The organism is Brenneria izbisi, assembly GCF_025840185.1.
In the GTDB taxonomy this organism is placed as follows: Bacteria; Pseudomonadota; Gammaproteobacteria; order Enterobacterales; family Enterobacteriaceae; genus Brenneria; species Brenneria izbisi.
Map to the genome: position 1 here is coordinate 14,517 of NZ_JAMPJU010000002.1, position 12,181 is coordinate 26,697.

The 12,181-nt window shown below is 51.3% G+C and carries 10 protein-coding genes; 2 read left to right on the forward strand and 8 right to left on the reverse strand.

The annotated features are described in order from the left end of the window. Positions 1 to 51: 51 nt before the first annotated feature. The 3 genes from NC856_RS02805 to dinG form a co-directional block, all read right to left on the reverse strand. Positions 52 to 414, reverse strand: a complete 363-nt coding sequence (locus NC856_RS02805) for a protease inhibitor Inh/omp19 family protein (RefSeq protein WP_264088925.1) — start codon at positions 412 to 414, stop codon at positions 52 to 54. A 46-nt stretch (positions 415 to 460) separates the two neighbouring features. Next, entirely contained in the window at positions 461 to 1,891 is a 1,431-nt protein-coding gene (locus tag NC856_RS02810; protein WP_264088927.1) for a serralysin family metalloprotease, read from the reverse strand. A 356-nt stretch (positions 1,892 to 2,247) separates the two neighbouring features. Beyond that, positions 2,248 to 4,347, reverse strand: a complete 2,100-nt coding sequence (gene dinG, locus NC856_RS02815) for an ATP-dependent DNA helicase DinG (RefSeq protein ID WP_264088929.1) — start codon at positions 4,345 to 4,347, stop codon at positions 2,248 to 2,250. A 161-nt stretch (positions 4,348 to 4,508) separates the two neighbouring features. Between dinG and NC856_RS02820 the strand changes: the two genes are divergently transcribed. Then, complete coding sequence (locus NC856_RS02820; protein ID WP_264088930.1) at positions 4,509 to 4,616, forward strand: hypothetical protein; 108 nt, start codon at positions 4,509 to 4,511, stop codon at positions 4,614 to 4,616. 35 nt (positions 4,617 to 4,651) lie between these two features. On the opposite strand, the gene idi is transcribed toward NC856_RS02820, so the two are convergent. Beyond that, positions 4,652 to 5,197, reverse strand: a complete 546-nt coding sequence (gene idi / locus NC856_RS02825) for an isopentenyl-diphosphate Delta-isomerase (RefSeq protein ID WP_264088932.1) — start codon at positions 5,195 to 5,197, stop codon at positions 4,652 to 4,654. A 76-nt stretch (positions 5,198 to 5,273) separates the two neighbouring features. Further along, positions 5,274 to 7,580: a beta-glucosidase BglX gene (bglX, locus tag NC856_RS02830; protein WP_264088935.1), complete on the reverse strand. Its 2,307-nt coding sequence runs from the start codon at positions 7,578 to 7,580 to the stop codon at positions 5,274 to 5,276. A gap of 282 nt (positions 7,581 to 7,862) precedes the next feature. Between bglX and NC856_RS02835 the strand changes: the two genes are divergently transcribed. After that, entirely contained in the window at positions 7,863 to 8,549 is a 687-nt protein-coding gene (locus NC856_RS02835) for a glutathione S-transferase family protein (RefSeq protein ID WP_264088937.1), read from the forward strand. Positions 8,550 to 8,599: 50 nt separating this feature from the next. Here the strand turns inward: NC856_RS02835 and pbpG are convergent, their stop codons facing one another. From pbpG to NC856_RS02850, 3 genes are all read right to left on the reverse strand, one after another. Then, a complete protein-coding gene (gene pbpG, locus NC856_RS02840; protein ID WP_264088938.1) occupies positions 8,600 to 9,547 on the reverse strand; it encodes a D-alanyl-D-alanine endopeptidase in 948 nt (315 codons plus the stop codon). 597 nt (positions 9,548 to 10,144) lie between these two features. Then, a complete protein-coding gene (locus NC856_RS02845; protein WP_264088939.1) occupies positions 10,145 to 10,495 on the reverse strand; it encodes an FMN-binding protein in 351 nt (116 codons plus the stop codon). 122 nt (positions 10,496 to 10,617) lie between these two features. After that, on the reverse strand, positions 10,618 to 12,027 hold the full coding sequence (locus tag NC856_RS02850; RefSeq protein WP_264088940.1) for a flavocytochrome c: 1,410 nt from the start codon (positions 12,025 to 12,027) through the stop codon (positions 10,618 to 10,620). Positions 12,028 to 12,181: the final 154 nt, after the last annotated feature.

Here is a 12,181-nt window from a genome sequence, read left to right on the forward strand (position 1 = left end):
ACAACGAACGTTCCCTGTCAGTGTGTGGACTCACTGCATTTACCTCTTCAGTCAGGGCTGTTTGTGCATGACGCGCAAGCCGCCGTCAGGCAGACGGTATTCATAACGATCCCCGATTCTGCTGAAAAAGGCCACGGTTCGGCCCTGTTCCCGCGTCAACGTGATCCCATCCGGCGTTGGCCGCCAGCCAACAGGCACGCCAGCCAACAGCGCTTGCAAGCAACGGACATCCCCTGTCAGCCGCCAGGTGTTTTCTGTCAGCGGGGTGGTATGCAGAACAAGGTCGCAATGCAGATCCGTACCGCTCAAGCGCCAGGAACCGCTTAATTCTTCCGCCGAGGGTAATCTTATAATACTCGCCATACCTACTCCGGTTATTACACTGATGAGCGCCGCGATGATAACGCTTTTCATGGTGGCTCCAGATATAAAAAAGGACGGGTTTCCCCGTCCCTACTGATTAAACAATAAAATCTGCCGCCACCGTCGGTTGGCCCACAATCTGCACCATAAAATCCGGCGATGTCTGGCCTTCCAGATGCAGCCACAACGAACTGATATTATTGTCGGCATCCCAGTTCAGCAGTGCTTCGTTACCCACACCAGTGAAACTGTCTTCAACAAAGCGCAAATCGCCTTCGCCATTAAACGCGGACAGATCAATCTTATCGATGCCGCGTTCAAAATCGGTGATCAGGTCATACGAGGAAGCCATTGAATCGCTGACGCCGGCATAAACAAAGGTATCAGCGCCTATTCCGCCGGTGAGGACATCTGCGCCGCGACCACCGGACAGAACATCATCGCCAAATCCGCCTTGCAGAATATTATCGACGTCATTACCGACAATAATATCGTTACCGAAACCACCAATCGCCTGCTCAATAGTGACGCCAGCGGCAATCGAAACATTTCCCCTTAAACCGCCGACATCCGAAAAACCTTTTTCATTCAAATTAATGCGCTGATCATCAGCGTAACGGGAGAAATCAAAGGTATCATTACCGCCCGCATCCCAGACGGAGAAAATTAACGTCTGGCTGCTGTCAGTGGCGGTATAAAAATCGCGGTCAGTATTGGAATTGAATCCATAAACCGTATCGCCGGTGCGGGTGGACATGTTGGCGCCATAGAGACGCTGGATAGCGGCAATATCGTCAATCATCGGGGCCGCCGGATAATGGCCGTTAAAATCCGCGCCGGTATTTTGCTCGCTCCAATAACTCATCGTGCTGAACTGCAAGGTATCCTCAGCGTAGGTGACATCACGATAGCTGGGATTGCCTACGCTACCGTTATAAGCACCAGGATGATTCAATCCCAATGTATGACCAATTTCATGCGTCAATGTATGACGACCATACTCCATGGTGTCAGGTTGACGAATATTATTGATATTATAGTTATACCAGGAACTGCCTGCCGCGGGGTAATTGCCAGGCAAAAAGCTGTAAGCCTGAACATCGAAGTTAAGATTGCCGTTGGCATCTCTGGTGAAATTACCGAAAGTGAGCGTTGCGTTCTGATTGTCGTAAACTTCCGTAAAAGTTATATTCGCCAAATCCGACCAGGATTGCAGCGCTAACCTGGCTTGCTCCATTTGAACAGGGTTGAATTTCACAAAGCCCTGATCACCCGAAGGAATAGACCTGACGCTTTGCAGAAAGGAATAAGTGAGATCCGCTGATTGGCCCAATACGTCAGCGCCATTCCAGGTAATATTATCGCGGGAAATTTCCTTTGCGGCATCAGCGTTGGTATACGATGGTTTTCCGTTGAGCGTCAGCCCGCCGCCACGCTCAGAATAATAAAGAAAATCATTGATTTCACTATATTCTGAACTGTTTGCACCCAATACTGAAATGGGTGAATTATTATTTCGCGAATGCATGTTTTCTTCTCCTTAAGTCTGACCGGAATGATCAGAATCCTAAAATCCCTTGCCTGGCATTGAAATAATATCATTACAAGAAATAAAATTATTCAGGTAATTTTATAGCAATTAAATTAAATCCAATTAATTAGGCCGCTATTTCCAAATATTTTTATTAATCAGGAACGATGGCGTTGCAGATAAAATAAAAACCAGCGACACGTTTTAATTACGTACCATAAACTTGCTTAAAACAATTATGACAATTTAACAAATCAAAATAGAAAAATATAGATGCAGATCAAAGTTCAATATTTCACATTCAATACACCTTTTATTGCGCTTTTCAATATGGTTTCTTAAGGTATCGTTTCTTAAGGCAATTCCCGCTCTTCGATGGGAAAAACCGGTAAAGCGGCAAGCAATTGAGCGCCATAGCCTTTACTGAGCAAGCGGCGATCATAAATGACTATTTCACCAAAGCATGCATGGCTGCGGATTAAACGTCCCACCTGCTGTATCAGACTGAACGACGCGCTGGGCAAGCTTTGCACCACAAACGGGTGACGTTTCAGGCTTTTGAGCCATTCGCCTTCCGTAAGAATCACCGGGCTGTCGATGGGCGGAAAGGCAATTTTATGGATATGCACCTGAGACAACAGTTCACCTTTCAGATCCAGCCCCTCGGCAAATGACTGCAAACCAATCAATACGCTGGTCTGCCCCGCTTCGACGCGCTGTCGATGTAGTTCCACCAGCCGGTAACGCGGTTTATCGCCCTGAACCAACAGCATCAATCGCAAATCCGTCACCTGCGTCAAAAAAAGCTGCATGGCGCGCTGACTGGCGAACAGCATCAGCATGCCGCGATGCGTCTCCTTTTTCAGTTCAGCCCGGAAAAACATCGCCATTTCAGCAATATGCTGCGCTTCATTTTTTATTAGCGGTTCGTAACGCATTTTGGGGATCACCAGACGCCCTTGCTCACGGTGATTAAACGGGGAATCCAGGGTAATAAAATGGTCGCCGTCACGCTCACTCAGACCTGAGAGTTCCTGTATCCGGGCGAAACTGTTCAACGAACGCAGGGTCGCCGACGTGACCACCACATGCGGCACCTTGTCCCACAGCAATTTCTCCAATTGATCGCACACCCGGATACCGGCGCAGTGCAGATGCAACTGCACCTGTTTGTCGCGAATGTGGCGAGTAAGCCATTTGGAAATCGGCGCATTAGAATTTTTTTCCATCGCCGCCAGCCGCCACAGTTTGCTCAGCGACTCCAGATAACCAAGCATCCGGCTCATTTTCAGTTGTGAATGACGCAAGCGCGCCACATCGTGTTTGCCGGTTTTCTCACTGAGATCATTGAGCATGAATTCCGTCAGGGCGCGCAGCGTGTCGGTCAGCTTGAACAAGCGGCCACAGATCCCACGCATTTCCTCCGGCATTTGTCCCATCGGGAAACGATAGTCAGCTTCACTGCCGTCGTCCGGCAAAAATAATCCGCTTACGTGCGCAAACATCTGGACCTGCTCGCGCAATTCTTCGCAATGGCTGGTCAGTCTTTCGTTGTGCGCCAGACGCGGCGGCGACTTTGGCGCGAACTGCGACATACACAACCCGATCAACTGCACCAGTTGTTCCAGTTGTGAGGTGATAAAGGCAGGCGTGACGTCACCGGACATCTCCAGCGTATCGCGGGCAACATCAGGAATGTGATGACCTTCATCCAACACCAGCAACAGTTCTTTCGGATTGGGCAGGACCGATTCACTTTCCATCGCCGCCATCACCAACGCGTGATTGGTCACCACCACATCCGCCTGCTCAATCTCCCGTCGGGCGATGAAAAACGGACATTCCCGGAAATAATGACAGTTGTGCGCGAGACAGTTCGCTTTATCAGTACTCAGCTTGCGCCACAGGCTGTCGTCGATCGACTCCTGATAATGATCGCGCAGGCCGTCCCAGACATAATTTTGCAGCGCTTTCTCAATTCGCGCGCACTGCCCTTGTTCCTCACGACTGGAAGGCACCCGTTCATCATCCAGAAACAGCGTTAAATCGCCTTGCGCATCGACATCGGTTGCCAACATAGCCAGATTGCGCGGACACACATAACGTCCCCGGCCAAAGGCCGCGGTAAATTTCAGTTCGGGGATACATTTCTGCAATAAGGGCAGATCCTTGCTGAAAATCTGATCCTGTAGCGCCACATTCGCGGTACTGACCACCAACGTTCTTTCCTCTGCACGCCCTACGGCAATGCCGGGGATCAAATAGGACAGTGTCTTTCCCACCCCGGTAGGGGCTTCAATAACCAAATGACGCGGATAATCCCCCGCCAGCGTTTTCGCCACTTCTGCAATCATCCGGCGCTGGGGGAGACGGGGAATAAAGTCCGGGATCTGTTGTTGCAGGGCCTTATACCATTGACCAATCTGCAATTTTATTGCGGGGGACAGCGCCATGCATTCTCTGTGATTATTGAATCTGGCCGGTATTGTCCCACAGTCGGGTAAGGACGTCAGCCGATATCATGCAATGATGGTACATCGCTGAATGACGTTCACGCCTTGTTTCACCCGCCGAAGGCTTTATAATTCACAACGGTCAATAAAAGGATAACCTAATGAGTTTACGCAAACTGGGGATTATCGGGCTGTTCGCCCTGTGCGCCATCGGCGGGGTCGGCGGCGTAATGCTGGTGGGTTACATCATTATCGTTCACGGCGGTTGACGAGGGTTCGGCGACACTCATCGCCATACCCATATTCATTGCCGACCGGCGTGCTCAAACTGAAATTGCTTCCAGTAGGCGGGTATACGTGAAAAGGTCAGTCGAAACCAGGCGGTGAAGCGCTCCGGCGACGTTTCCATGTCGTGCGTGATCTGTTCCAGCGACAGATATCGATAATCCGCTACCTCTTCAGGGCTAACCTGAGGAATATCGTCTGTGACGCCAAAATAGACATGTCCGATCTCATGCTCGGTAAGCCCATTTTCCAGCGCTAATCGATAGGTCAGCGTAAACATGGGGATTAGCGGGCAACGCAGTCCCATTTCCTGATACAGCCGACGATGCGCGGCCTGCGAAGCTTTTTCTCCCGGTGCGGGATGGCTGCAACAGGTATTACTCCATAAACCGCCGCTATGATATTTATCGATCGCCCGCTGCTGGAGCAATAATTGCTGGCGGGAATTGAACACATAAACGGTGATGGCGCGATGTAATAACCCTTTCTCATGCGCTTCCTGCTTTTCCATCACGCCCGTTGGCTGATCGGCTTCATCAACTAGAATTACTTCCGTCAACGCCATACGACTCTCCCTTCACTGCATGATCGTCAAAGACACACCGTACCGCCGGTAAATACCGGCGGTAACGAGGCATTGATTACAATAGCGTGAAACTCTGGCGCTTCACGCGTTGCGAATCGAGGCCGATAAACACATCGAATTTGCCCGGTTCAACCACCTGCCGCATATTGGCATTGTAGAAGGTCAGCGCGGTCTGATCGATCGGGAAACTGACAATACGCGACTCGCCTGGCTGCAACATGATTTTCTGGAAGCCGCGCAACTCTTTCACCGGACGACTGATCGATGCCACCACATCATGCAGATACATCTGCACCACGGTTTCCCCTGCCCGATCGCCGGTATTTTTTACCGTGACGCTGGCCGTCACTACACCGTCACGTTTCATGGTCTGACTCGACAGCCGCACATCCGAAACGCTGAACGTGGTGTAGCTCAATCCATAGCCAAAGGGATAGAGCGGCCCATTGGCTTCATCGTAGTAGTGAGAGGTATACTTGCCGGGATTTTCCGGCGTGTAAGGGCGGCCAGACGGCAAATGGTTATAATAAATCGGGATCTGTCCAACAGAACGCGGGAAGGACATCGGCAGTTTACCGGAGGGGTTGTAATCGCCAAACAGTACATCCGCGATCGCATTGCCTCCTTCCGTACCGCTGAACCAGGTTTCCAGCAGCGCATCCGCCTGTTGGCTTTCCCGCGCCAATGCCAGCGGACGACCATTCATCAGCACCAGAACCAGCGGCTTGCCCGTTGCTTTCAATGCCGTAATCAGGTCACGCTGACTTTGCGGCAAATCAATATTGGAACGGCTTGAGGCTTCATGCGCCATACCCGCCGCTTCCCCAACCACCGCAACCACGACATCGGCTTGCTTCGCCGCCTGCACCGCCTCGTCGATCAATACCTGCGCGGGGCGCTTATCAATCTGTACCGCGTCTTCGTATTGATTCAGGAAATCGATGATGCCCTGATGGTTGGTGACGTTGGCGCCTTTGGCATACAGAATGGTGGCGTTGTCGCCAACCGCGTTTTTGATCCCCTGATAGACGGTGATGGTTTGTCTGGTTACGCCCGCGGCAGACCAACTGCCCATGGTATCGCGCTGGCTGTCGGCCAGCGGCCCGACCACGGCAATGACGCCTTGCTTCTTCAACGGCAACGTTTGCAGCCGATTTTTCAGCAGCACCAGACTTTTACGCGCTACCTCGCGTGCATCCAGCCGATGCAGACGGCTCTCCGCATTGGTATCCGCCGGATCGGAGCCAACTGGACCCAAATGACGGTAAGGATCGGCAAACAATCCCATGTCGTACTTCACATTAAGCACCTGACGGCAGGCATCGTCGATCTCCTGCTCGGTCACCGCACCGCTTTTCACCAGTTCCGGCAGGTAGCGCATGAAATATTCATCGCTCATGCTCATACCGATGCCGGACTTCAGCGCCAGACGCGAGGCATCACGCGGATCAGCCGCCACACCGTGTTTAATCAGTTCCTTGATTGCGCCGTGATCGGTAATGGTGATGCCTTTGAAATGCCACTGATCGCGCAGAATCTCTTTCAACAGCCAACCATTGGCGGTTGCGGGCGTACCGTTGATGGAGTTCAGCGCTACCATCACCCCGCCGCTGCCAGCATCAATAGCGGCTTTATAAGACGGCAGATAATCCTGAAACATACGCTGCGGGCTCATGTCCACGGTATTGTAATCACGGCCACCTTCAACCGCGCCATAAAGCGCGTAGTGTTTGACGCTGGTCATCAGTGAATGACGGGCGGTGACGTCATCTCCCTGAAACGCGTTGACCACCACACCCGCGATTTTGCTGGTCAGCCAGGTATCCTCGCCGAAACCTTCAGACACCCGACCCCAGCGAGGATCGCGGGTAATATCCACCATCGGCGCCCAGGTCATATTCAGCCCGTCCTCCGTGGCTTCATAAGCCGACACTCGCGCACTCCTGGCAATCGCCGCCATATCCCAACTGGAAGCCAGGCCCAGCGCGATCGGGAAGATGGTTCTCTGACCATGCATCACGTCATAGGCGAAGAACAAGGGAATTTTCAGGCGGCTGAGTTGCATCACCTGATCCTGCATCGCGCGAATATCATGGCGGGTTACCGTATTAAAGATCGCGCCCACCTGACCGTTCCTGATCATCTCACGAATCGCTTCCTTGGGATTATCCGCCCCGACGCTGATCAGCCTTAGCTGACCGATTTTTTCATTCAGCGTCATTTTCTCCATTAAATCAGAGACAAAGGCATCGCGTTGTTGATGTGACGGTGTAACCGAGACCGGTACAGGCAGTGTTTCCTGGGCGAAAGCCGGGGTATAGGCAAGTCCAATTGCAATAGTCAGAGAAGTAAGCCATTTCATTCTTTATACAAACCTAATCATTCCCGGCGTCAGGCAACGTCACTGAGGCGCAAGACAGGTTGAAGATAAGTCAGCCACTGCGCCGTAAAATCCGGCAAAGTGAACACCGCTAATGTACTTAATGCGTCGCGCGTAATCATAGTGTATTTATTTACGTTTCATTTAATAAAAACTGAAAGAATAATGCGATATGTTATGCAGAATAAAAATCCTTCTCGTTATACGCAACGGTAGATAAGCGCCGCCATGCGAGGTAAATCGTTAACATAAGGAGCAAGCATCATGTACCGATTGTATATTGCCAATAAAAACTACTCGTCCTGGTCACTGCGTCCATGGTTGCTGTTAAAAACCCTGTCGATTCCCTTTGAAGAGAGGAAAGTGGCTTTTGGCCCCGGCACGACACAAGCGGCATTCAAGGATTTTTCACCCTCCGCCAAAGTTCCTTGTCTGATCGATGGCGATATAACTGTCTGGGATTCACTGGCGATCACCGAATATGTGGCGGAAGCCTATCCTCAAGTCTGGCCTGCGGATAAAACCGCCCGCGCCTGGGCGCGCTGCGCTGCGGCGGAAATGCACTCTGGCTTTACGGCACTGCGTAATGGCTGCGCCATGAGTTGTGGCGTGAAGGTTAAAATGAAAGTCATTGCTCCCGCTTTACAACATGAAATTCAGCGTATTGATACGTTATGGCAGGAAGGTTTAACCCGTTTTGGCGGCCCGTTTCTATCAGGCAGGCAATTTTCGGCGGCGGATGCGTTCTTTGCGCCGGTGGTCTTCCGTATCAGAACTTACCAGTTGCCTGTTTCGCCACCCGTCAGCGCCTATTGTGAACACATGCTGTCGCAACCCGCGATGCAGCGCTGGCTGGAAGACGCACTGGCGGAAACCTGGCGTGAAACCTCACACGAAGAGGACGTTGCGAGCGCCGGAGAAGTCATTGAAGACTTACGGGCAACCGCCTAAAACCAGGGCAAGCCGTGATCCAGCCGCGTGCTGGCGCGTATCCCCACGCATTATTCCATCTCGACACTCGCCATACTTTGCGGCTGTCGTGACGCCAGATCTTTCTGCTTCTTATAGCTCAGAGCCGCGGCGGGAACCGCGGTAATTTTTCCGCTTTCCAGCCACTTACGCAGGCGGTTGGCATCCGCAAAATGCGTGTATTTGCCAAAAGCATCCAGCACCACTAACGCGACCGGACGCTGGTTGATTACCGTCAGCATAACCAGACAATGACCGGCCTGATTGGTAAACCCGGTTTTGGTTAACTGAATATTCCAGTCCGGCTTATAAACCAGATGGTTAGTATTTTTGAACGGCAGACTATAGGCGGGATTGGAAAAGATCGCCGTTTTCTGCTGCGTGGTACTCAGTTGGCTAAGCAACGGATACTGCTTGCTGGCAATCAACAGTTTGGTGAGATCGCGGGCGGTCGATACGTTGCCAATCGATAATCCGGTCGGTTCCACATAACGCGTATGCTTCATTCCCAGCGAGCGGGCTTTGGCATTCATGGCATGGATAAAGGCCTGATAGCCACCGGGATAATGGTGTGCAAGGCTGGCGGCGGCACGGTTTTCCGACGACATCAGCGCCAGCAACAACATGTCGCGACGACTGATTTTACTGTTCAGGCGCACCCGCGAATAAACGCCCGCCATTTCTTTGGTCTGGCTGATATCAATGGCGATCACTTCATCCAATGGCTGGTTCGCATCCAGCACCACCATCGCCGTCATCAGTTTGGTGACCGAGGCGATCGGCACCACCACATCAGGATTCGTCGAATACAGGATATGATTATCGCGTAAATCCACCACCATCGCACTGCCAGAAGCAATCTCCTGATGGGCGCTAGCCGCGGATCTGGCGGGTTCTTTCGCCATAACCGCAGGCACAACCAGGACATGGGTTGACAGCAGCAGTAGGCCCAACCAGGAGATTTTAAATTTTTCATTCATTATTCAGTAGCTTAAACAGTAATCTGTTAAATAAAAAAGAGATTGACCGTCGTATTATAATTTACCGCTATTTACCGCGCACTCGCGTAATCCCGAAAGCTTTGTGACAAAGTTTAACAACCCCAAATCAGATAAGCCAATTATAGCCACACCCAATAAGGCGTATGACGAATAATCGTCAGCAGATTTTCCATGATCGCCAAGCGTCCCATTGCACGGATGCCAGAGAGTATAGCCACGACGAAAAACACCGCACAATCAGGAAAATACCCTCATGCCTGCCGGACTTCTTTTTTCGCCAGCGCGCTGCGCGCATGGTTGATCAGCAAGTGGTCATCGCGAGTGGATCGATCCAGCGCCACATTTTTCCGGGCGTTACGATGAAACGGCGCCGGAAGTTGTCGAACCTTTTACAGAGCATATTCATGATGTGGAATGGATCATTTTTGAACACGTCAGCCACATGCCTCATGTGGAGCAACGCGCCGCCTATATGACGGCCATCAATGATTTTCTGATGCGTAAGCTGTGAAATACGAACTTCTGCGAATCGCTCCAGCCATCTCTTCAATGCAGGCCGGAGCGATAAAACAAACATTATTTCTTCGCTTGTTCCAGTGCTTGCCTGATCGCGTCAATGACTCCCTGGCTCGACATGGTCGCGCCCGTCACGGCATCGACCTTATCGATATCCTGCGTTTCAAGCAGTTCAGGCACCACGTTATCCACCACCCCCATCATCAGCGCTTCGGTATCTTCGTGCTGCACCACTTCGGCGTTGGCGATTTTCCCGTCACTAATACTGACGCTGACCTCGATTTCCCCCTCTTTCCCCTGCCCCTTGCCCGTATAGACGCCATCTTTATATTGAGCGGCGTCGCTGCTATATGCGGCCAACGAGAACGAAAGCGTCAAAGCGGCCAAAATAGCCGGAGTCAGTTTTTTCATAATTTTCATATAAATAAATGCCATTACTCCCCCTGTTGTCAGCGTTGATGATAAATAATGGAGCCACATGTTTGATCTGCCTCAGCGTAGCTCCTCCGCAACCAAAATCTATTGGCATAACGTTATTGACCTGCTTTGATTTCTTTGACCGCTTCGGTAGCCCCAATTCGGCCATAAGTAACGATATCCGCCAGAGAGTTGCCGCCCAGACGATTGGCGCCGTGAACGCCTCCAGCCGCTTCACCCGCTGCAAACAAGTTGGGAATAACGTTGCCATTCACATCCAGCACTTGTGCTTTGTTGTTGATGGCAATGCCGCCCATCGTGTGATGAATCCCCGGCGTGATTTCGATGGCATAATATTTACCACTGTCCAGCGCAAGCTTCATACTGTCGCGATCAAATTCACTGTCTTTTTTCGCTTTAACCGCCGCGCTATAGGTGTTGATCGTTTTAGTCAGTTGTTTGCCGTCCACGTTAATCGCTTTGGCCAGAGCTTCCGGCGTATCGCCTTGCGCAACCAGTTTTTGCTTGAAGTAGGATTTCGTGGCCTGATTCTGGTTCACCAGTTCATCGTTGAAAATCAGATAAGCATGCGCGCCCGGTTGTTTCAGAATACTTTGTGATACCACATCACGCGTCAGCAGTTCGTTGATGAAACGCTTGCCGCTTTCATTGATCATGATCGCGCCGTCGCCCCGCACCGCTTCCGTAATCAAAATGCCTTTACCCGGCACCGTCGACGGGTGAATCTGAATATATTCCATGTCCACCAGTTTGGCGTTCATTTTGGTCGCCATTTTTATCCCTTCGCCCAGCGAACCCGGTGCGTTAGTGGTTTTGAAACCGACCAGCTTGGGATCGTACTGTTTGATCATGTCGAAATTGGCGCCAAAGCCGCCGCTGGTGATCATGACTTTTTTGGCATCGATAGTGAATGTTTTACCGTCTTTCCCCATCGCCTTAACGCCCGTCACTTCTCCTTTGTCATTTTTCAGGATGTCGGTCGCCGAGGTATTGGTGCGCAGATCGATATCCAGCGCCTTAACCTTTTTGATCAGCGCCGTAGCGATGAAACTGCCAGCCGCCACACCCCCCGCGGGGCGGTGGGTACGATCCACGCGCGATCCGCCGGTTCTGGTCAGATCCGCCAAATCAGCGCCATTCTCTTTCAGGAAGACCACGGAATCTTTGGCATGTTCGGTGAGGGTTTTCACCACTTCCGGGTTATTGATGTTGCGCCCGCCTTTCATGGTGTCCTCATAGAACATTTCCGGGCTGTCCGTAATGCCGCTGGCTTTTTGCAGATCCGTTCCCGCCGCGTTAAGTCCTGCTTCCGCACGGGCGGTATTCCCACCGGCAAACGGCATTTTTTCCAGCAAAATGACGTTTGCCCCTTGATTATGCGCTTCAATGGCCGCCGACATCCCCGCGCCGCCCGCGCCGATAATCACAATATCCGTCATTTCACTATGAACAGCGGTGGAAAAGGCAAAAGCCAACGCACTCAATAATAGAACTTTCTTCTTCATGTTATATGAACCTATATTTTGTTATTTTCAACCAGGAATTCAATTAATTGAAATGGCTTCGTTATGACACATTTATTACTGGCAAAAGCACACCCATTACAATGAAATCCCAAACACTAACCATGATTAGTAGAATCAGGTTTTACCTGGCACT

Excerpts from the sequence above, each read along its gene's own strand:
- dinG (WP_264088929.1), bottom strand. The coding sequence starts at position 4,347 with ATGGCGCTGTCCCCCGCAATAAAATTGCAGATTGGTCAATGGTATAAG.
- NC856_RS02850 (WP_264088940.1), bottom strand. The coding sequence starts at position 12,027 with ATGAAGAAGAAAGTTCTATTATTGAGTGCGTTGGCTTTTGCCTTTTCC.
- pbpG (WP_264088938.1), bottom strand. The coding sequence starts at position 9,547 with ATGAATGAAAAATTTAAAATCTCCTGGTTGGGCCTACTGCTGCTGTCA.
- NC856_RS02845 (WP_264088939.1), bottom strand. The coding sequence starts at position 10,495 with ATGAAAAAACTGACTCCGGCTATTTTGGCCGCTTTGACGCTTTCGTTC.
- NC856_RS02835 (WP_264088937.1), top strand. The coding sequence starts at position 7,863 with ATGTACCGATTGTATATTGCCAATAAAAACTACTCGTCCTGGTCACTG.
- bglX (WP_264088935.1), bottom strand. The coding sequence starts at position 7,580 with ATGAAATGGCTTACTTCTCTGACTATTGCAATTGGACTTGCCTATACC.
- NC856_RS02805 (WP_264088925.1), bottom strand. The coding sequence starts at position 414 with ATGAAAAGCGTTATCATCGCGGCGCTCATCAGTGTAATAACCGGAGTA.
- NC856_RS02820 (WP_264088930.1), top strand. The coding sequence starts at position 4,509 with ATGAGTTTACGCAAACTGGGGATTATCGGGCTGTTCGCCCTGTGCGCC.
- idi (WP_264088932.1), bottom strand. The coding sequence starts at position 5,197 with ATGGCGTTGACGGAAGTAATTCTAGTTGATGAAGCCGATCAGCCAACG.
- NC856_RS02810 (WP_264088927.1), bottom strand. The coding sequence starts at position 1,891 with ATGCATTCGCGAAATAATAATTCACCCATTTCAGTATTGGGTGCAAAC.